At 66.2% G+C, this 19,490-nt stretch carries 19 protein-coding genes; 17 read left to right on the top strand and 2 right to left on the bottom strand.

Translation table 11 applies throughout. From position 1 onward, the window contains the following. Nucleotides 1-6: 6 nt before the first annotated feature. From DT603_RS00945 to DT603_RS00925, 5 genes are read left to right on the top strand one after another with little or no spacing between them, the layout of a single operon-like run. Entirely contained in the window at nt 7-1,554 is a 1,548-nt protein-coding gene (locus DT603_RS00945) for a 4Fe-4S dicluster domain-containing protein (protein ID WP_162347978.1), read from the top strand. Then, nucleotides 1,554-2,111 (top strand): FixH family protein, encoded by a 558-nt coding sequence (locus DT603_RS00940; protein WP_162347977.1) that lies wholly within the window; start codon nt 1,554-1,556, stop codon nt 2,109-2,111. Before DT603_RS00945 ends, DT603_RS00940 begins: the two co-directional genes overlap by 1 nt. 8 nt (nt 2,112-2,119) lie before the next feature. Then, complete coding sequence (locus DT603_RS00935) at nt 2,120-4,555, top strand: heavy metal translocating P-type ATPase (RefSeq protein WP_162347976.1); 2,436 nt, start codon at nt 2,120-2,122, stop codon at nt 4,553-4,555. After that, entirely contained in the window at nt 4,552-4,776 is a 225-nt protein-coding gene (gene ccoS, locus DT603_RS00930; RefSeq protein ID WP_162347975.1) for a cbb3-type cytochrome oxidase assembly protein CcoS, read from the top strand. Before DT603_RS00935 ends, ccoS begins: the two co-directional genes overlap by 4 nt. Beyond that, the gene (locus tag DT603_RS00925) at nt 4,766-5,491 is read left to right on the top strand and encodes a sulfite exporter TauE/SafE family protein (protein ID WP_162347974.1); all 726 of its coding nucleotides are present in this window, start codon (nt 4,766-4,768) and stop codon (nt 5,489-5,491) included. Before ccoS ends, DT603_RS00925 begins: the two co-directional genes overlap by 11 nt. A gap of 17 nt (nt 5,492-5,508) precedes the next feature. On the opposite strand, the gene fnr is transcribed toward DT603_RS00925, so the two are convergent. Next, nucleotides 5,509-6,273 carry a fumarate/nitrate reduction transcriptional regulator Fnr gene (gene fnr / locus DT603_RS00920; protein WP_162347973.1) on the bottom strand — a complete coding sequence of 255 codons (765 nt, stop codon included), beginning with the start codon at nt 6,271-6,273 and terminating at the stop codon, nt 5,509-5,511. 289 nt (nt 6,274-6,562) lie between these two features. Here fnr and DT603_RS00915 point away from each other — a divergent pair, with 289 nt between their 5' ends. After that, a complete protein-coding gene (locus DT603_RS00915; RefSeq protein WP_162347972.1) occupies nt 6,563-8,176 on the top strand; it encodes an amidohydrolase family protein in 1,614 nt (537 codons plus the stop codon). A 33-nt stretch (nt 8,177-8,209) separates the two neighbouring features. Beyond that, entirely contained in the window at nt 8,210-9,976 is a 1,767-nt protein-coding gene (locus tag DT603_RS00910; protein ID WP_162347971.1) for a M4 family metallopeptidase, read from the top strand. Between the two features lie 33 nt (nt 9,977-10,009). Here the strand turns inward: DT603_RS00910 and DT603_RS00905 are convergent, their stop codons facing one another. Next, the gene (locus DT603_RS00905) at nt 10,010-10,432 is read right to left on the bottom strand and encodes a hypothetical protein (RefSeq protein ID WP_162347970.1); all 423 of its coding nucleotides are present in this window, start codon (nt 10,430-10,432) and stop codon (nt 10,010-10,012) included. Between the two features lie 365 nt (nt 10,433-10,797). Between DT603_RS00905 and DT603_RS00900 the strand changes: the two genes are divergently transcribed. From DT603_RS00900 to DT603_RS00855, 10 genes are all read left to right on the top strand, one after another. After that, nucleotides 10,798-11,175 (top strand): DUF4345 domain-containing protein, encoded by a 378-nt coding sequence (locus DT603_RS00900; RefSeq protein WP_162348333.1) that lies wholly within the window; start codon nt 10,798-10,800, stop codon nt 11,173-11,175. Between the two features lie 67 nt (nt 11,176-11,242). Continuing rightward, nucleotides 11,243-11,815, top strand: coding sequence for a sigma-70 family RNA polymerase sigma factor (locus tag DT603_RS00895; protein WP_162347969.1), 573 nt, complete (start codon nt 11,243-11,245; stop codon nt 11,813-11,815). Beyond that, entirely contained in the window at nt 11,812-12,585 is a 774-nt protein-coding gene (locus DT603_RS00890) for an anti-sigma factor (RefSeq protein ID WP_211368223.1), read from the top strand. The genes DT603_RS00895 and DT603_RS00890 overlap by 4 nt, the downstream gene beginning before the upstream one ends. Before the next feature lie 81 nt (nt 12,586-12,666). Beyond that, complete coding sequence (locus DT603_RS00885) at nt 12,667-13,671, top strand: acyl-CoA desaturase (RefSeq protein WP_425500921.1); 1,005 nt, start codon at nt 12,667-12,669, stop codon at nt 13,669-13,671. Next, nucleotides 13,668-14,915 carry an NAD(P)/FAD-dependent oxidoreductase gene (locus tag DT603_RS00880; RefSeq protein WP_162347967.1) on the top strand — a complete coding sequence of 416 codons (1,248 nt, stop codon included), beginning with the start codon at nt 13,668-13,670 and terminating at the stop codon, nt 14,913-14,915. Before DT603_RS00885 ends, DT603_RS00880 begins: the two co-directional genes overlap by 4 nt. Next, complete coding sequence (locus DT603_RS00875; RefSeq protein ID WP_425500912.1) at nt 14,906-15,760, top strand: DUF1365 domain-containing protein; 855 nt, start codon at nt 14,906-14,908, stop codon at nt 15,758-15,760. The genes DT603_RS00880 and DT603_RS00875 overlap by 10 nt, the downstream gene beginning before the upstream one ends. Nucleotides 15,761-15,813: 53 nt before the next feature. Next, nucleotides 15,814-17,049 (top strand): SAM-dependent methyltransferase, encoded by a 1,236-nt coding sequence (locus DT603_RS00870; RefSeq protein WP_162348331.1) that lies wholly within the window; start codon nt 15,814-15,816, stop codon nt 17,047-17,049. Beyond that, entirely contained in the window at nt 17,046-17,591 is a 546-nt protein-coding gene (locus DT603_RS00865; protein ID WP_162347965.1) for a DUF2878 family protein, read from the top strand. Before DT603_RS00870 ends, DT603_RS00865 begins: the two co-directional genes overlap by 4 nt. Continuing rightward, the gene (locus DT603_RS00860) at nt 17,588-18,367 is read left to right on the top strand and encodes a DUF1295 domain-containing protein (protein WP_162347964.1); all 780 of its coding nucleotides are present in this window, start codon (nt 17,588-17,590) and stop codon (nt 18,365-18,367) included. Before DT603_RS00865 ends, DT603_RS00860 begins: the two co-directional genes overlap by 4 nt. 20 nt (nt 18,368-18,387) lie before the next feature. After that, on the top strand, nt 18,388-19,458 hold the full coding sequence (locus DT603_RS00855) for an SAM-dependent methyltransferase (RefSeq protein ID WP_162347963.1): 1,071 nt from the start codon (nt 18,388-18,390) through the stop codon (nt 19,456-19,458). Nucleotides 19,459-19,490 lie beyond the last annotated feature (32 nt).

Below are 19,490 nucleotides of genomic sequence, written 5' to 3'. Positions count from 1 at the left end.
ACGTTCGTGACCAGGAAAATCGACATAGACCTGCTGGATGACGGCGGGTCGCATTACACCAAGGAGCGCAAGGTCTATCCGCGCGATGTGTCCGGGCGCATGGACAAGCTGCGCAAGGCGTCGGTGTTCTGGCTGCTGGGGATGTACTACCTGTTTCCGTGGTTGAACTGGGACGCCCGCCAGGCCGTGTTGTTCGACCTGCCGGCGCGCAAGTTCTACATCTTCGGCCTGACCTTCTGGCCGCAGGATTTCAGTTTCCTGGCCATGTTGCTGGTGATCCTGGCCCTGGTGCTGTTCTTCGTCACTGCGCTGGGCGGCCGCCTGTGGTGCGGCTTCGCCTGCCCGCAGACGGTGTGGACTGAAACCTTCCTGTGGATGGAGCGCTGGACCGAAGGCGACCGCACCAAGCGGATGAAGCTGGATGCGGGCCCGTGGAATCGCGAAAAGGTGCTGCGCAAGGGCAGCAAGCACCTGCTGTGGCTGGTGTTCGCGTTGTGGACCGGTTTCACCTTCGTCGGCTTCTTCACCCCGATCACCGGCCTGGGCGCGCGCCTGTGGCCGTTTTCGTGGAATGGCTGGGAAACCTTCTGGGTGCTGTTCTATTCCTTCGCCACCTGGATGTGGGCCGGCATCCTGCGCGAGCAGATGTGCAAGTACATGTGCCCGTACGCGCGCTTCCAGAGCGCGATGTTCGACCGCAACACGCTGATCATCGCCTACGACCCGATGCGCGGCGAACCGCGCGGCCCGCGCAAGCGCGGCCTGGGTGACGTGATCGAACGCGGCCGCGGCCTGCTGGACAAGTTCACCGCTTACGACTACGTGTTCCGCGCGGCCCACCACCCCAGCGCCGCCGATTCGCGCGCCCAGGCGCGCGGCACCATCACCTTCGATGCGTCCAGCACGGTGGTCGAGCCGTTGCCGAAGTTCGCGGCCGAACAGCTGGGCGACTGCATCGATTGTACGATGTGCGTGCAGGTGTGCCCGGTCGGCATCGATATCCGCAACGGCCTGCAATACGAATGCATCGCCTGCGGCCTGTGCATCGATGCCTGCGACAACGTCATGGACCTGATGGGATTCCGGCGCGGGCTGATCCGCTATTCCACCCAGAACGCCATCGACGGCAAGCCGTCGCGGGTCCTGCGGCCGCGCATCATCATGTACGGCCTGCTGTTGCTGGGGCTGATCGCCGCCTTCATCTGGGGCGTCGGCACCCGCAGCCCGCTGATCGCCGAAGTGCTGCGCGACCGCAATGCGCTGTACCGGGTTGGCGCCGACGGCATCGAGAACGGCTACACGCTCAAGCTGGTCAACAAGACCGATGCCGTGCAGCATTACCGCATCGTGCTGGAGTCGGCCACGCCAGGCATCGCCCTGGCGCCAGCGACACCGGCCACGATCACCGCCGCCGCCGAGCAGGTCCTGTCGATGCCGCTGGAAGTGACCGCCCCGGAAACCATCCACGGCCGCCACGATCTGCGCTTCATCATCCAGACCACCGACGGCAAGACCCGCAAGACGGTTGAAAGCAGTTTCTTCGGACCCCTGTGATGAATTCCCCCAAGCCCACGCAAGACCCGACCCCGCAAGGCAAGCCCGCGCATGACAGGCCGCGGACGTCGCCCTGGCGGCAGCCGGTGATGTGGCTGGTGATCGGCCTGCCGCTGGCCTCGGTGGTGGCGGGCATCATCATGGTCATCGTGGCCGGCGGCAGTGACGCCATTGACACCTCGCCCGACCAGGTCAGGCGCACCGCGCAGATCCAGACCACCGACCTGGGCCCGGACGAAGCCGCGGGCGCGGCCAGGCTCAGTGCGATCGTGCGGCTGGACCCTGAGCGAAAACTGGTGGAAGTGCTGCCGGTGAGCGGCGACTTCGAGCGCAACGTCCCGCTGCGGCTGGCCCTGGCGCACCCGACCCGTGCGGAACTGGATGTTGCCCTGCTGCTGCAGCCCACCGAGCTGGGTTGGCGCGCGGCCGCCGACCTGGACGCCAGCCATGACTGGAACATCCGCCTGGGCCCGGCCGACGGCCACTGGCGCCTGCAGGGCCGCCTGCCCCGCGGCCAATTGGCCACCAACCTGCAGCCGCGGCTGGAAGCACGGTAGGCGATGCAATGGCGGTGGCGCTGACCCCCGGCGTGCCTGCGCGCGATGACGGGCTCCTGGGCACCCACCCGGGTTGCCATCATTGCGGCGAACCCCTGCCCGCCCTGCCCGCGCGCGTGCTGGTCGACGGCAGCTGGCGCCAGTTCTGCTGCGATGGCTGCGCCGCTGCCGCGCAGTGGATCGGCGAAGCCGACCTGGACGACTACTACCGGTTGCGCAGCCAGCTGGCTGCGCGCGTGGGCACCGAACCGGTCGACCTTTCGGTGTGGGATCGCGACGAGGTACTGGCCGAGCATGCCTACGAAGTGGAAGGCGGCCGCGAGATCACCCTGCTCACCGACGGCATGCGCTGCGCGGCCTGCGCCTGGCTAATCGATCGCGTGCTGGCGCGCGAGCCCGGTGTGATCGAAGCCGGGGCCAATGCGATGACCGGCCGCATCCGCCTGGCCTGGGATCCCGCCCGCACTACCCTCTCGCAGCCGCTGCAGCGCCTGGTGACCTTGGGCTACCGGCCCTACCTGGGTGGTGGCGAGGCCAGCGAGCGCGAACGCCGCCGCGAACGCAACCGTGCCCTGGCCCGTATCGGCATCGCCGGGCTGGGATCGATGCAGGCCATGATGTTCGCCGAGGCGCTGTATCTGGACTTCGGCAACACCATGTCGGTACCGACCCGCGATTTTTTCCGCTGGATCACGTTCCTGGTGTCCACGCCGGTGGTGTTCTACGCCGGCTGGCCGTTCCTGGCCGGGGCCTGGCGCGAGCTGCGCCAGCGCCAGCCCGGCATGGACACGCTGATCGGCGGCTCAACCTTGCTGGCCTATTTCGCCAGCGTGTTCGAAACCATGCGCGGCGGCGCCCACGTCTGGTACGACGCGGCGGTGATGTTCGTGTTCCTGCTGCTGGGCGCGCGCATGCTGGAACAGCGCGCCCGCCGCATCGCCACTTCCCAGGTGGACGCCCTGGCCCGCGCCCGTCCCGCCTTCGCCACCCGCCAGCGCGGCGATGGCAGCCGTGAAACCGTGCCGATCAGTGCACTGCTTGCCGACGACGTTGCCTGCGTGGCAGTGGGCGAGGTGGTGCCGGCCGATGGCGTGCTGCTGGAGCCGGCGCGCTTCGAGGAAGCACTGCTTACCGGTGAATCGCATCCCATGGAAAAAGCCGCCGGCGACCGGGTATTCGCCGGCACCGTATGCCGTGAACAACCGGCGCGCCTGCGCGTCACCGAAACCGGCAGCGCCACGCGGCTGTCGCAACTGGCGCGACTGGTTGGCCAGGCCCAGGCGCAACGCCCGGCCCTGGCCCGTGGCGCCGAGCGCATTGCCCGCCACTTCGTCACCGTCCTGCTGGTGGTCGCCGTGGCGGTATACCTGTTCTGGCGCGTGCATGATCCTGCGCGCGCCTTCGAAGTCACCCTGGCGTTGCTGGTGATCAGCTGTCCCTGCGCGCTGTCGCTGGCCGTGCCCGCCGCACTGGCCGCCGCGCACGGCGCGCTGGCGAAGCTGGGCGTGCTGCCGCTGCGCGACAACGCGCTGGAACGACTGGCTGGCGCCACCGACATCGTTTTCGACAAGACCGGCACGCTGAGCGACGGCAAGCCGGTGCTGGTCAGGATCGAGGCCTTCCCCGGCATGGACGAAGCGCAGGCGCTGCGCGTCGCTGCTGCACTGGAACGCGACGGCGGCCATCCGATCGCGCGGGCCCTCGCCGCCGCCGGCGCTGGCACTGATGCCGGCATGGACGTGCAGTCCGTGCGAGCCGTGGCCGGACAGGGAATCGAGGGCATGGTCGACGGACGCCACTGGCGACTGGGCCAGGCCGGCTTCGCCGCGGCGGCCGCCGATGATGGCTGCATCTGGCTGGGCGACGGCACGCGCCCGTCGGCCCGTTTCATCCTGCAGGAATCGCAACGCAAGGACGCATGCATGGCCATTGACGCGCTGCGCGCACAGGGCCTGTGCGTGCATCTGTCGAGCGGTGATGGCGAAGCCGCCGTGGGCCACTTTGCCGCGCAGGTGGGTATCGATCACGCACGTGCGCGACAGTCGCCCGAGGACAAGCTCGCCTACGTCCACGAACTGCAGGGCCTCGGCCGCCGCGTAGCCATGGTCGGCGACGGCCTCAATGACGCTCCCGTGCTGGCCGGCGCCGATGTCTCCCTGGCCATGGGCGAAGGCGCGGCCCTGGCCCAGCGTGCCGCCGACCTGGTGCTGACCGGCGCCTCGCTCATGCGCATCCCCCAGGCTGTCATCGTGGCGCGGCGTACCCGCCAGGTGATCCGCCAGAACCTGGGCTGGGCCCTGGGCTACAACCTGTTGGCGTTGCCTTTGGCTGCCGCCGGCATGGTGACGCCTTGGGTCGCTGCGCTGGGCATGGCGGTGTCTTCGCTGATCGTCACGTTGAATGCCTTGCGCCTGACCTGCGCGCCTGCGGCCATGTCGCCATGAACATCCTGCTGTTCCTGATTCCGCTCAGCCTGGTCCTGCTGGCCGCCGCCGCCTGGGCATTCGTGTGGGCGGTCCGGCGCGGCCAGTTCGACGACATGGACACGCCCGCACTCGACATCCTGCGCGATGATCCGCACGAGCGGCCGCGCCATGCGCCGTCAACACCGGCGGCGACCCATGTGGACGCCGCAGGCAACGACCAGAACCCAGATGCCGATTGACTGGCTGACCCTGGGCGCGGCCGCGCTGACCGGATTGATGGGCGGCGTGCACTGCGCGGCGATGTGCGGCGGCATTGCCACCGGCTTCTCGGCAATGGCGCCGCGCGGCGGCTGGATGGCAGCGCTGGAACCCAACCTCGGCCGCATCCTCGGCTACACGCTGGCCGGGGTGATCGCGGGCGCGTTTGGCAGCAGCATCCTCAACCTGGCACGCGTCGAATGGCTCAGCACTGCGTTGCGGGCAACCGTTGGACTGGTGCTGATACTTGCCGCGCTGCGCCTGCTCGACCGCCGCGGCCGGCTCGGCTTCCTGTCACGCCCCGGCGCGGGCGTCTGGCGGAAACTGCAGCCGCTGCAGCGGCGCCTGCTGCCGGCCGACACGCGCGGCAAACGCATTGCGCTGGGCATGCTGTGGGGCTGGATGCCGTGCGGACTGAGCACCACGCTGCTGGCGGCAGCATGGCTGCAGGCCGATGCGGTGAATGGCGGTCTGACCATGGCCGCCTTCGGCCTGGCGACCCTGCCGGTGATGCTGCCGCTGACCTGGTCGGGTCAGCGCCTGGGACGGTGGCTGCAAAGACCGGCCTGGCGCGGCACTGCCGCCGCCGTGATCCTGCTTGCCGGACTGCTTACCGTGGCCGCGCCGTGGCTCATGCACGTGCCTGCTGCACACGCACTGCTGACTGCCCTGGGCTGCGCCAGCCTGCCTGGCTGAGATGCTCGCCGAACTGCTCAGCCGGCCGAGCCGCGCAACGGCAGAGGCGCTGCTTCGCGGACATGCGCCAGGCGGTTGAGCTGGCCGGGATCGCTGATTTCGATCAGGCGTCCATGCACTGAAATGACACCGTCTTCCTGCAGCCGGGTGAAACCGCGACTCACCGTTTCCAGCGCCAGCCCCAGGTAGTTGGCGATGTCTTCGCGGCTCATCGGCAGCTTGAACTGCAGGCCGGATTGCCCGATCAGCTGGTAGCGCTCGCCGAGCCCGTGCAGGAACAGCGCGATGCGTTCGTTGGCCTGGCGCTTCACCAGGATATTGAGATGGTCCTGGTCGCGGCCCATGCCCTGCCCGATGACGCGCAGCAGTTGCTGCTGCAGTCGCGGGAGTTGCGCGGCCACCGCAGTGAGTTGCACCAGCGGCACTTCGCATACGCTGGCCGTGGTCAACGCGATCGCTTCGCAGCGGTGGACGCCATGACCCAGCGCATCCAGTCCGATCAGCTCGCCGGGAAGATGGAAGCCGACGATCTGCTCTTCGCCTTCCTCGCTGATGCTGACCGTCTTGAAGGCGCCATCGCGCGCGATGTACAGGGAAACCAGGGGATCGGAGATGCGGAACAGGCGTTCGTTGCGCTGGGTGGGGCGCCGCAGCTTGACGATCTGGTCCAGCCGCGCCAGTTCTTCCGCATCGATGCCGGCAGGCAGGCACAACTGTTGCAGCGAGCAATGCGCGCAACTCTTGCGCAGATGCGCAAGGTCCAGGGGGATGGGTTCGCTCATTGCCGATAATGATGCCATGAAGCGCGATGGCCGGTAAGGCGCGACCAGCTGCTCAGGCTGCAGCTGCGACGTCATGCCGGCCGCCGCTGCGCAATTCCTGCACTAGGTGCCACTGCAGTCATGGGCAAGCCACCGCACAGGCAAACGAGTGTCCGCAGAATTTCGCTACTGGCGTTGACTACTGGGTTGGCCTTTGCACGGCTGGAAACGACGCGTTGTTTTCGCCGGCCTTGCCAATGCATTCCCTTACCCGCGCCATCGACCGGACTGGTCTGGAGAGCCGCACGCCATGCCCGAAGCAGCGAAGCTTGCACTCAAGGGCCGCGTGGTCAGCATGGATGCAGGCGATCGTGTGCACGCCAACGCAGTCGTCTATATCGATGCAAACAGGATTACGGCCATCGCGCCGGCCGCTGCGCCGCCTCCGCCTGGCTTCGAAAGCATCAAGGTGCTTGCTACCGGCGGCACGCTGTATCCCGGATTGATGGACCTGCACAACCACCTCAGCTATGACGCATTGGCGTTGTGGCAGGTGCCGAAGCAGTACACCAACCGGGACGACTGGGGTGCGCACGCGGACTATCGGCGGCTGATCAGCGGCCCGATGAACGTGCTTGGACAGACCGACGGTTTTCCGGAGGCCATCGCGCGTTTCGCCGAATGCAAGAGCCTGCTCGGCGGCGTCACGACCTCGCAGGGCATCGCCCTTTTCAGCAACTCCGGCATACGCCGCTATTACGATGGCCTGCTGCGCAACGTCGAGATCTCCGACGGGCCGGACCTGCCCGCGGCCAAGGCACGCATTGGCGACGTCGAGGCGAAATCCGCCACCCGGTTCCTGGCCCATCTGCAGACCTGCACTTGCCTCTTGCTGCACCTGAGCGAAGGCACCGATGCACGAGCGCGCAACCACTTCCACAGCCTCAGCCTTCCAGACGGCCGGGTCGCCATCACCGATGCCCTGGTCGGCATCCACTGCGTGGCCCTGCAGCGCGCCGATTTCAAGCTGCTGGCCGCGCATGGCGGCGGCATGGTGTGGTCCCCGCTCAGCAACCTGCTGCTGTATGGCAAGACTGCGGACATGGCCGCTGCCCAGGCCGAAGGCGTGACCATCGGCCTGGGCTCGGACTGGTCACCCAGTGGCAGCAAGAGCCTGCTCGGCGAACTCAAGGCCGCCCATGCCTACAGCGAGCAGAACGGGGGGCTGTTTCCGGCCAGGGACATCGTCGCCATGGCCACGCGCAACGCGGCGAAAATGCTCAAGTGGGACCAGGGCCTGGGTTCGCTGGAAGCGGGCAAGCGCGCCGACCTGATCGTGGTGCGCGGGGTCGAGGCCGATCCCTACCTGCAGCTGATCAAAGCCAGCGAAACCGACCTCAGCCTGGTCGTGATCGACGGAATACGACGTTACGGCCTGCCCAGGCTCATGCCCGATGAAGCGCGGCTGGAAGACTGGAAAGTGGCCGGACTGCGCAGGCGCCTGGACCTGCGGATTGCCGATCCGCTGGCTTCTGCTTCGCGGCTGACCTTGCGCCAGGCGGTGGATCGCCTGCAGGCTGGCCTGAAGGATTTGCCTGCCCTGGCCCATGCAATCGAGCACCCGCCGCAGCGCTTGCGTACCGCGGCTGCCAAGGCCAGGCCGCGCTGGTTCCTGGAACTGGAACATGAGGAGCCGGCCGGACTGTCCCTCCGCACGCGCTTTCGCGGCGAGCCCGATGCTCCCCGCAGGATTTCGGCCATGGTTGCGAGCGAGGCGCTGGCCACGCCGCTGTCGAAATTACTGGGGCCGCTGACGCTGGATCCGCTGACGGTCGCGGGCGACCGCAGCTTCCTGGATCGTCTGCGGGCGCAGCCGAACCTGCCCCCCGATTTCAGGATTGCCCTGCTCAAGGCCTACGATTAGCAAGTCGACGAAGTCCTACCGGAGCATGCAGACATGACGGCGTCCAAGTCACCCAGAGCCGCCCCCAAGCGTGCCGCGAAGCCAGCGCCCGCCGCCGCCAGCAAGCCCACGGCGCGCAAGGCGCTGCTGCCGGAGAACGGCATGAGTGGGTTTTCCATCGACCTGTCGGCAGCCGGCGAGCGGGCGAAGCTGGCGGCCCTGCCCCGCACGCGCAGTGCAATGCGCGTGGCCTCGGGGCCGGCTCTGGACTTAGGCAGGCTCGACCCGGAGACCGCTGCGAGCCATTACCTGGACCAGGCGCTTGAAAGCAGGGAGGTGCGGAAATTCTCGCGCCCGGTCGCCGGTGGCGTGCCCAGTGATTTCAAGAGCCTGGGCACCGAAGTGAGCCCGCTCACCGGGACCACGCTGGTCAAGTTCCGCCAGCATCTCAACAAGATTCCGGTCTATGGCTCGCTGGTGGTGGTGGAGCTGGGTGCCGACAACCAGTGCCTGGCCATCAATTCTTCCATCGGCACGCCCAAGGCGGTGGCCAACGTGGCCAAGGTGGCACCCGCCGAGGCATTGGCGGTCGCGGCGAAGGCGGCTGGCGTCGCGGTCTCGCGACTGGCGCAGACCCCCAGGCTGAACTACTACTTCGACCAGCGACGGGCCAGTTGGAAACTCGTCTACATCGTGGAAGACGTCAGGCAGCCAGTGACCAAGGCGGGCAGGCGCGGCGTCGACGCCAGCGTCAAGGACTATGTCGTCGATGCCTTGACCGGTAGCCTGCTCGCCGCCCTGCCCCGTATTCCCGCCATGTCGGCAGTGCACGAAACCGTGGTCGACGCGCTGGGCCGCGCGCGGACCATTGCGGTCGAGAAAACCGGCAGCAGGCGCCGGATGCACGACAGCACGCTGAACCTGACCACCTACGGCTTCCGCTTCCGCGACCCGACCGCTGACGCCGACAAGCTGCCTGGCAGCCTGTATAAAAATCCGCCGAAGCCCTGGCCGCTGGAGGCGATCGGAGCACATGCAAACGTCGCTGAAACCGTGCGTTTCCTGCGCGACGTGCTCAAACGCAACAACATCGACAACCGCGGCGGCGAAGTGGTTTCCACGGTCAACTGCTGGGATCGCGAGGAAAGCACCGGCACCGATCGCGAATGGCGCAACGCCTACTGGAATGGCGAACAGATGGTGTATGGCCAGGTCGCCTTTCCCGATGGCTCGATGCTGTCGATCGCCTCGATGCTGGACGTGGTGGCGCACGAGCTGTTCCATGGCGTGACCGAGGCAACTTCGCGCCTGGAATACCAGAGCCAGGCCGGCGCGCTCAATGAATCCTACTCGGACATCTTCGGCGTGATCATCAGCAACCGCGGCAAGCCGGTCGGCAAGTGGACCTGGGAAGTCGGCCGTGATTTCAACGGGCCTGGCACGTTCCTGCGCAGCCTGGCCGACCCGACGCGCTTCGACCAGCCCAGGCACATGCGCAATTTCCGCAGGTCCGTGCCGCCGTACACCTACGAGCGCAACGACTATGGCTGGGTCCACGACAACAGCGGCATCCATAATTTCGCCGCCTACAAGATCCTGACCAGGAAGCGCGGTTCGAAATTCCTGTTCAGCCCCGAACAGGTGGCGGCGATGTTTTTCCTGGCCCTTACCATCCACCTGTCCCGCACCTCGGATTTCGCTGCCAGCCGCCGCGCCGTGCTGGCCGCCACCCGATCGCTGTTCCGCAAAGACCCGCCCGCAACCTTGAAGTACAAGGTTGCCGCAGTGGCAAGCGCATTTGCGGCCGTGGGGATCAAATAGGCTGAGCGTTGGCAGCCGCCAGCAGCCGGTCCGCTAACGGCAAGCCAGGTGCACGGCGTCGTCCAGCTTCCGCAGCAGGTCGAAGGTCCGCTTCAGCCCCACCGCTTCGAGCTTCGACACGCGGCGGGCCTTGGCCGCATTGCAGCGCGCCTCCGCAGGATCGGCGCGTTGCCGCATGTTATTGGGGCCCCTGGACCGGCGCGCCGGTTTCGACGGCGGTTTCACCCTGGCGGAAGCGACGGCCTTGCCCTTTGTCGGGGCAGGCGGTGGATCCGGTGCAGCGTCCCATTGCTTCAGCGTGCGTTGCGACGGCAGGCAGGGCTGCGACTGATAGGCCACGCCGGTGGTTCCGGCGCATTTGTATACCTGCTGCGCCTGCACGGACGCAGTGGTGGAAAGCAGCAACAACAGCATCGTCAAGCGCATCGACTGGTCCTTCAGCACCGGTGCCGGCATGGCAGCAAGCGTGTCCGATTGCACGGCTGCGGCAAAGCGGGCTGCATCGCGTGCATCCGTAGGACGGCGCCTCACGTAATGGTCAGTGAAGCCCGTCAACGGACCCGCCACATGCATTCGTTTCCTGCCCACTGCCTGCACAGGCGCTGCATTCGGGCAGCGGGCCGTCCGCTGGCGACCGAACTTCCTGCGCGGACGGATCCGCAGGAATGACGTATTCGCCCTCTCGCAGCCGGGCCATGTGGCCGTTCTGGGCCGCCATTGCATGATCCCCGCGGACAAGACCCACCCAATGGATCCATCCGCAGTCAAGAGCTGTGCCGGCTTATGAGATGTCTTCCCCTACCCCAGCCAGTGAGCCTTGCATGGTCAACGCCTATCTCTACCTCAATGCCGTGCTCTACGCCCTGCTGGCACTCTGGTGCACGCTGTTTCCCGGGACCACGGCATCCGCTGTGGGTTACCAGGTGCTCAGCAGGTCCGGGCAGTCCGAATACCTGGTCATCTACGGAGGCCTGCAACTCGGCATGGCGTTCCTGTTCGCCTACTTCGCGCGGACGCGGCAGCCGCGCAACGGGGTCGTGCTGGCGCTGGCCTTCTACATACCCATCGTGCTGTACCGCGCCGTCAGCATGGCGCGACTGTGGCCGCTGGAGCCGGCCACGCTGCTGCTTGCCCTGCTCGAATGGATGCTGCTCATTGCCGCGGTCCTGCTATGGAAGATATCGCGGCCGCGCAAGTGAAAACGCAGCGATCTCGCGTGGGGTAGCATCGGTGGTCAGTCCACCCTCCCGCGCCACAGGCCCACGCATGCCGGTCCCCCGATTCGCAGACACGTCCGACCACGACGAGCCCGGCCAACTGCTGCTGGCGACCGCCAACGGCGACCGCGCCGCTTTCGAGAGACTTTACCGCAGCACCTCGCCGCGCCTGTTCGGAGTCTGCATGCGCATCATTCCGCAGCGTGCCGAGGCCGAGGACGTGCTGCAGGAAGTGTTCACCAACGTCTGGCGCAAGGCGACCCAGTTCGATCCGGCACGCGCAAGCGGCCTTACCTGGCTGACGATGATGGCGCGCAATCGCGCCATCGACCATATCCGTTCGGGCCGCGCCAGCCGCCAGTCGGTCCCGATCGACCTGGCCGAGGAACTGGTGGACGCCGCGCCCGATGCCCAGGGCGCCGCGGAGGCCATGCTCGAAGGACATCGGCTGGATGTCTGCCTTGGCGAGCTGGAAGTGCCACGCCAGCAACTGGTGCGCACTGCATTTTTCGAAGGCATTACCTATGAGGAACTGGCCCAGCGCAGCGGCACGCCGCTCGGCACGGTCAAGAGCTGGATCAGGCGCAGCCTGGTAAAACTGAAGGCGTGCCTGGAACGATGAACACACCCTCCCTGCCGATGGATCAGATGCCACCCGAGGACGACGTGCTGGCCGGCGAATATGTCCTGGGCGTGCTCGATACCGCGCAGCGACGCGCTGTCGAGTCGCGCATTGCCCGCGAGCCCGCCTTCGCCGACGAGGTCGCCGGCTGGGAACAGGGCTTCATGGCGCTGGCCGCACAGATCGCTCCCGTTCCGGTCCCCGACTATGTCTGGGCGCGGATCGGCAGCGCGCTCGGATTCGGTCCCTCGCCCCGCAGCGTGGTCGCCGCCGAGCGCGGCCCGTTCTGGAACAGCCTTGGATTCTGGCGCTGGTTGGGCGTGGGTGGTTTCGTCACCGCGGCCGTATGTTTGCTGGCACTCTTGAATTCCGTACGCATGCCCGACACCGCGCCGGCACCTCCGGTCGTGGTTGCGCCGCCGATCCCGACACCGGTTCCGATGGCATCCACCCTGGCTCGCGATGACGGTCGGCCTGGATTCGTCGCCACCGTCGACCAGCGCAGTGGTCGCATGACCATCACCCCGCTCGATCCGGTGGTCGAGCCGGGGCGCGTGCAGGAACTGTGGCTGATCCCGGCCGACGGCACCCCGCGTTCGCTCGGCCTCGTCAGCGCCGAGCGCGCGCAATCGGCCCAGGTACCGGAGAAGTGGCTGGCTCTGCTCGACGCGCGCGCGATTCTCGCGATCACGCTGGAACCGCCAGGCGGAGGACCGGGTGGCAATCCCAGCGGCCCGGTCACGGCCAAGGGTTCGATCGCAATGCTCTGAGCGCATGACGCCCTCGGCCCCGGCGAAGTTGCGTCGGGCCAGCTGCATCCATAACAAGGTGCGGAACGTATAGGTCGGAGCATCCCTTCTCCGAGAGTCCACGCCGTGCCGTGCCCACCGCCCGTTTCTCCTGCCCCCGGGCCTGCCGACGAGCGCCACGCCGGGTTGCGCACGCTGCTCAGCTGGTTTGATTCCAGCGTGGAGGGATCGCCGGCCGAATGCGGAGAACACGCCGATCGCATCGATTGGCTGCGCACCGCGCCCTTCGTCGCCATGCACCTGGCCTGCTTGGCCGTGGTCTGGGTGGGTTTCTCCTGGTTCGCACTGGGCGTGGCAGTGGCGCTGTACGGGCTGCGGATGTTCGCGCTGACCGGCTTCTACCACCGTTATTTTTCGCACAAGTCGTTCCGTACCTCGCGCGTGGTGCAGTTCGTGTTCGCGGCGATCGGAGCCACCTGCGTGCAGCGCGGGCCGTTGTGGTGGGCCGCGCACCATCGCCAGCACCACCGCCATACCGATACCCCGGCCGATCCGCACTCGCCGCGCCAGCACGGCTTCTGGTGGAGCCACATGGGCTGGTTCCTGACCCCGCGCGGCTTCCGCACCGACTGGGACGCAATTCCCGACCTGCGCAAGTTTCCCGAACTCAGGTTGCTGGACCGCTTCGACATCGTTCTGCCGCTACTGCTGGCCGTGGGCCTTTTCCAGTGCGGCAACTGGCTGCAGCACGCGCATCCGGCATTGGCCACCAACGGCCCGCAACTGCTGGTGTGGGGATTCTTCATCTCCACCATCGTGCTGTTCCACGCCACCGTCACCATCAACTCGCTGGCACACGTGTTCGGCAGCCGCCGCTTCGACACCAGGGACGACAGCCGCAACAACCTGTGGCTGGCGCTGATCACCTTTGGCGAAGGCTGGCACAACAACCACCACCATTTCCCAGGCTCGGCACGCCAGGGTTTCCGCTGGTGGGAAGTCGACGTCACCTGGTATGGCCTGAAACTGATGTCCTGGCTCGGCCTGGTGCGCGACCTTAAACCGGTGCCTGCAGGACTGTCGCGACCGGGGCGCCGCCCGGCATGAGTCGCATTGCAGTGGTGGGCTCCGGCATTGCGGGGCTGGGCGCGGCATGGCTGCTTTCGCGCCAGCACCAGGTCGTGCTGTTCGAAAGCGGCGATTACCTTGGCGGCCATACCCACACCCACGACATTGAAGTCGATGGCCGGCACCACCTGGTGGATTCGGGCTTCATTGTCTTCAACCAGGCGCACTATCCGCTGCTGACTGCGATGTTCGCCGAGCTTGGCGTCGTATCACAGCCCACCACGATGAGCTTCTCGGTCCACGATGAAGCCAGTGGGCTGGAATACAACGCCGGTAGCGTCCGCGGCCTGTTCTGCCAGCCCGGCAACCTGCTGAACCCGTCGTTCTGGCGGATGCTGGCCGAGCTTCGGGGCTTCTACCGCGATGCGCCGGCCGTGCTGGGCACGGGTACTCCAGGCCCCACGCTGGGCGAGTACCTCGCATCGAACCGGTATTCGGCCATGTTCCGCGACAACCACCTCATCCCGATGGCGTCGGCGCTGTGGTCGTCGCCCGCGCGCGGCATCCTCGGGTTTCCCATGAAGCACCTGGTCGCCTTCATGGCCAACCACGACATGCTGCAACTGACGGGCCGGCCGCAATGGCGGGTGGTCGGTGGCGGCTCGCAATCGTATGTACGCGCGCTGCGCTCGCGCTGGACGGTGCAGGAACGACTGGCGACGCCAGTGACTTCGGTACGTCGGGTGACCGGCGGTGCCAGCGTGACCAGCAGGCTTGGCAGCGAATTTTTCGACGAAGTGGTGCTTGCCTGCCATGCCGACGATGCGCTGTCCCTGCTTGTCGATGCGACCGCCCGGGAACGGGAAATCCTCGGCGCGATCCAGTACCAGGACAACGAGGCCATCCTGCATTCGGATATCCGCGTACTGCCCACGCGCCGTGGCGCCTGGGCGGCGTGGAACGCCTGGGTGCCTGCGGACAAAAACGCGCCCTGCAGTGTCAGCTATTGGATGAATGCGTTGCAGTCGCTGCAGGCGCCGCAGCAGTTCATCGTCTCGCTCAACCGGCACGCCGACATTGACCCGGCACGGATCCATCGGCGGCTGCACTACCGCCATCCGCTGCAGGATCATGCCTCGGTAGCGGCACAGGCACGCAAGCAGGAAATCCAGGGGCTTGCGCACACCTGGTTCGCCGGTGCGGGCTGGGGGTTCGGTTTCCACGAAGATGGATTGCGCAGCGGAGTGGAGGTCGCACGTGGACTGGGAGTGCAGTGGCCATGACCCTGTTGCGCCCTGCGGCGGATCCGCAGCACAGTGAAATCAATGCATGCCCGCGCGCCGCGGACCTTGCGAGCGGGCTCTACACGGGCTGGGTGCGGCATCGACGCCATGCACCCCATCCGCATGCGTTCCGCTATCGCCTGTTCATGGCCTACCTGGACCTTGCCGAAGTCGAGCAGGTGTTCGCGGGTCGCTGGCTGTGGTCGGTGGGGCGGCGCAACGTGGCCGAATTCAGGCGCAGTGACTACCTGGGCGACCCTGCAGTGCCACTGGACTTGGCCGTGCGTGACTGCGTGGAGCAGCACGGCCACCCACGGCCGCGCGGTCCGATACGCCTGCTTGCCCACCTGCGCTACTTCGGCAAGTGCTTCAATCCGGTCAGCTTCTATTACTGCTTCGCCGAAGACGGACAGACGCTGGATACCGTGGTGGCTGAAATCACCAACACGCCCTGGAAGCAGCGATATGTCTATGTGCTTGCGGCCGCTGACGCCAATCCCCACGGCAGGATGCACGCCTGGAAATTCGAAAAGCGATTCCATGTCTCGCCCTTCATGGCGATGCAACACGCCTACGCATGGCGATTAGACGTTCCTGGTGACAGCTTGCACGTGCACATGGATGTGTTGTCGCCGGAGTCGCAAGGTGATCCAACAGATCGTGAGTTCGACGCCACCCTGGTCCTGCGGCGGGCTCCCATCGATTCACGCCACCTGGCAGCGGCGCTGCTCCGCTTCCCGCTGATGACGCTGCAAGTGCTGGCCGCCATCCACTGGCAAGCCCTGCGCCTTTGGCTACGCGGCAATCCCGTCCATGACCATCCACAGAAAAGGATATCCCCGTGAATCGTCCGCATGTGCCCGTGCTCGATGGCGCCACCCAGCAGGCTGCATCTTCGATGGTTGAAAAGGTACTGCGCAAGCGCTTGCTTGCAACGCTGGGCGAGTTGCGCGACTGCCGACTGTCGATCGAGGAAAGCGGCGAAACCATGGTCCTTGGCACACCCGCGGCCCATGCCGATGCAACGCTGCACGCGCACCTGCGGATCCACGACCCGGCCTTCTACCGCATGGCCGCGCTCAACGGCAGCGTTGGCGCAGGCGAGGCCTATCTGGAGGGCTTGTGGGACTGCGACGACCTGGTCGCCCTCGTGCGTATCCTGGTACGCAATCGGGAACGCCTGGACGCAATGGACTCCGGGCTGGCAAAACTGGGCGGCTGGGCGATGCAGGCCATGCATGCGCTTGCCCGCAATACGCGCAGGGGCAGCCGCCGCAACATCGCCGCGCACTATGACCTGGGGAATCCGCTGTTCCAGCTGTTCCTGGACGACAACCTCATGTATTCCTCCGCGATATTCGAGAGCGAGGACGAGACCCTGGAAGTTGCTTCGACACGAAAGCTGGCGCGCATATGCGAGAAACTGCGCCTGGGCCCACAGCACCACGTGGTGGAGATCGGCACGGGCTGGGGCGGGTTCGCGCTGCATGCCGCCCGTGAGCATGGCTGCCACGTCACCACCACCACCATCTCCCGCGAGCAGCACGAGCTGGCCTGCCAGCGCATCCAGCAGGCAGGGCTGGGAGACCGCGTCGAGGTGATGCTCAAGGACTACCGTGACCTGGACGGGCAGTACGATCGGCTGGTCTCGATCGAGATGATCGAAGCCATCGGCCACCAGTACCTGGACACCTACTTCGCCAAGGTCGCCGGCCTGCTCAAGCCCGACGGCGAGGCCCTGGTGCAGGCGATCACCATCGAGGACCACCGCTACCTGCAGGCCCTGAAGTCGGTCGACTTCATCAAGCGTTTCATCTTCCCGGGCAGCTTCATACCCAGCGTGTCGGCGATGGCTGGCGCCATTGGGCGGGCCAGTGACCTGCGCGTGTTCAACCTGGAGGACATCGGCCCCAGTTACGCGTTGACGCTCAAGGCCTGGCGCGAGCGCTTCCATGCGAACTTGCCCCGGGTCAGGGCGCTGGGTTACGACACCCGCTTCGTGCGCATGTGGAACTTCTACCTGGCCTATTGCGAGGGCGGGTTCCGCGAACGTTCCATCGGCGACGTGCACCTGTGGCTGACGCGTCCGGATGCGCGCCCGCCGCAATATCCGTATGCAATGGCGGCGGCGTGAGCAATTGGCTGAATTTCATTGCCTCGCAACTGCTATGGATGGCAGCGGTAGGGGGTGCGGCACGTGGACTTGCCTGGCTGGGCCCGCTGTGCCTGTTGCTGTTTGCCGCGGTCCAGCTCTTGCCCCGATTCCGCGCCCGCGGTGACGTGGGCCTGATGCTGCTTGCCCTGCCGGTGGGCCTCGTGGTCGATACGACCATGGCGGCCAGCGGTTTGCTGCGCTATGCCTCGCCCGTCCCATCTGCCGCGCTCGCCCCCGTGTGGATACTGTCGCTCTGGATGGGCTTTGCCCTGACCTTCAATCATTCGATGTCCGGCATCATGCGCCGCCCGTTGCTGGCCATCGCCTTTGGCGCGCTGGGCGGAGCGCTCTCGTACTGGATTGCGTCGCGTACGTGGGGTGCGGTTCAATTCACAGATTATTGTGCGGCGGTACTGGTACCTTTGGCTGCGCTGTGGGGAGCGGCAATGGGGCTGTTGAGTTATGCCACGCTGCGCCTCGCGAGAACCCCCCTACCCTCGTCCAGCGGAGTTCCAGGATGAACGCGTGGCCCTTGCTCTGGGTATTGCTGGCTGCGTCCGTGCTGATGGGCGGTGGCTGGCTGTGGCAACGGAAGACGGCCAACGCTGGCATCGTTGACGTGTTGTGGTCGGCCGGCATGGCCGTGGCCGCGGTCTATTACGCGTTGGTGTTGCCGGGCGCCGCCCTGCCCCGCGTGCTGGTGGCCCTGATGGGCGGCCTGTGGGGCGCGCGCCTGGCCTTGCATCTGGCCAGGCGCGTCTTCAGCGAAGAGGAAGACGGGCGCTACCGCAACCTGCGTGTGCGCTGGAGCGGCAATCAACGCAATTTCTTCCTGTTCTTCCAGGCACAGGCGGGATTCGTGGTGCTGTTCTCCCTGCCGTTCTGGATTGCCGCACACAACCCGGTTGCGCATTGGACGTTGTGGAAGGCAATCGCCGTCGTGGTCTGGCTGGTCGCAGTGATGGGTGAAGGCATGGCCGACAGCCAGTTGGCCGCGCACCGCATGGATCCTGCCAACCGCGGCAAGACCTGCCGCAGTGGCCTGTGGCGCTATTCGCGGCACCCGAACTACTTCTTCGAATTCCTGCACTGGTTCACCTATGTGTTCCTGTCCATCGGCATGGGCACGGGCTGGGTGGCCGTCAGTCTCATCGGGCCGGCGCTGATGCTGGCGTTCCTGTATCGGGTCACCGGCATTCCCTACACCGAGGCGCAGGCCTTGCGCACGCGCGGTGCGGATTACGCCGAGTACCAGCGCACCACCAGTCCTTTCGTACCGCTTCCCCCGAAGCATTGATGTCCATCCCTGGAGCCTGCATGTCAACCTCTTCACCTTTCATCGTAGACACCGAAAAGGAAAGCTTCGCCACCCGCCTGGCCGAGTCCGGTCGCCTGCCCGACAATCTGCTGCGTCTCGGTATCCGTCGGCAATGCGCGCAGCGCCTCAAGGACGAGCGCAAGGGTGGCGCCGAAGAGGTCTTCGCCCGCCAGCAGGCCTGGCTGGAAGGCCTGCGCAACAGCGACATCGCCGTTGAAACCCAGGCCGCCAACCGCCAGCACTACGAGCTGCCGCCGGAGTTCTTCCAGCTCTGCCTGGGCCGGCAATTGAAATACAGCAGTTGCTACTGGGACGAGGCCACCACCAGCCTCAGCATGGCCGAGGACCACATGCTGCGCCTGTACGGAGAGCGTGCCGAACTCGGCAACGGGCAGCGCATCCTGGAGCTGGGCTGTGGCTGGGGGTCTTTGACCTTGTGGATGGCCAAGCAGTATCCCGAATCCCGGATCACCGCCGTTTCCAACTCGAAGATGCAACGCGAGTTCATCGAAGCGCGCTGCCGCGAACGTGCGATCTTCAACGTCGAGGTGATCACCGCCGACGTCAACAACCTGCGTCTGCAGGACGAAAGCTTCGACCGCGTGGTCTCCGTGGAAATGTTCGAGCACATGCGCAATTACCAGGAGCTTCTATCGCGCATCGGCAGCTGGCTGGTGCCAGGCGGCAAGCTTTTCGTGCACATCTTCTGCCACCGCGAGCTGCTGTACCTGTTCGAGGCCAAGGGCGAAGGCAACTGGATGGGCCGGCACTTTTTCACTGGCGGGCTGATGCCCTCGGCTGACACCCTGCTCGCCTTCCAGGACAAGATCAGCATCGAGCAACGCTGGCTGTTGTCGGGAACGCACTACGAGAAGACCGCCAACGCCTGGCTGCAGAACCAGGACAACAACCGCGACCAGGTCATGCGGGTCCTGCAGAGCGTGTACGGAATGGTCGACGCGCCGTTGTGGTACCAGCGCTGGCGCATGTTCTGGATGGCATGCGCCGAGCTGTTCGGCTATGACAACGGCAACGAGTGGATGGTGGCGCACTACCGCTTCAAGCGTTGACGGGTTGCAGCGACAAATCCAGGGTGGGTGTG

It is taken from the genome of Pseudoxanthomonas gei (assembly GCF_010119615.1).
GTDB lineage: Bacteria > Pseudomonadota > Gammaproteobacteria > Xanthomonadales > Xanthomonadaceae > Pseudoxanthomonas_A > Pseudoxanthomonas_A gei.
This window is presented reverse-complemented; position numbering and strand designations above follow the sequence as displayed.

Bases quoted from the DNA above. Each gene is read 5' to 3' on its own strand.
- DT603_RS00940 (WP_162347977.1), top strand. From the start codon at position 1,554: ATGAATTCCCCCAAGCCCACGCAAGACCCGACCCCGCAAGGCAAGCCC.
- DT603_RS00910 (WP_162347971.1), top strand. From the start codon at position 8,210: ATGACGGCGTCCAAGTCACCCAGAGCCGCCCCCAAGCGTGCCGCGAAG.
- DT603_RS00915 (WP_162347972.1), top strand. From the start codon at position 6,563: ATGCCCGAAGCAGCGAAGCTTGCACTCAAGGGCCGCGTGGTCAGCATG.
- DT603_RS00855 (WP_162347963.1), top strand. From the start codon at position 18,388: ATGTCAACCTCTTCACCTTTCATCGTAGACACCGAAAAGGAAAGCTTC.
- DT603_RS00935 (WP_162347976.1), top strand. From the start codon at position 2,120: ATGGCGGTGGCGCTGACCCCCGGCGTGCCTGCGCGCGATGACGGGCTC.
- ccoS (WP_162347975.1), top strand. From the start codon at position 4,552: ATGAACATCCTGCTGTTCCTGATTCCGCTCAGCCTGGTCCTGCTGGCC.
- DT603_RS00900 (WP_162348333.1), top strand. From the start codon at position 10,798: ATGGTCAACGCCTATCTCTACCTCAATGCCGTGCTCTACGCCCTGCTG.
- DT603_RS00895 (WP_162347969.1), top strand. From the start codon at position 11,243: ATGCCGGTCCCCCGATTCGCAGACACGTCCGACCACGACGAGCCCGGC.
- DT603_RS00880 (WP_162347967.1), top strand. From the start codon at position 13,668: ATGAGTCGCATTGCAGTGGTGGGCTCCGGCATTGCGGGGCTGGGCGCG.
- DT603_RS00890 (WP_211368223.1), top strand. From the start codon at position 11,812: ATGAACACACCCTCCCTGCCGATGGATCAGATGCCACCCGAGGACGAC.
- DT603_RS00905 (WP_162347970.1), bottom strand. From the start codon at position 10,432: ATGCCGGCACCGGTGCTGAAGGACCAGTCGATGCGCTTGACGATGCTG.
- DT603_RS00870 (WP_162348331.1), top strand. From the start codon at position 15,814: ATGGTTGAAAAGGTACTGCGCAAGCGCTTGCTTGCAACGCTGGGCGAG.
- DT603_RS00925 (WP_162347974.1), top strand. From the start codon at position 4,766: ATGCCGATTGACTGGCTGACCCTGGGCGCGGCCGCGCTGACCGGATTG.
- DT603_RS00860 (WP_162347964.1), top strand. From the start codon at position 17,588: ATGAACGCGTGGCCCTTGCTCTGGGTATTGCTGGCTGCGTCCGTGCTG.
- fnr (WP_162347973.1), bottom strand. From the start codon at position 6,273: ATGAGCGAACCCATCCCCCTGGACCTTGCGCATCTGCGCAAGAGTTGC.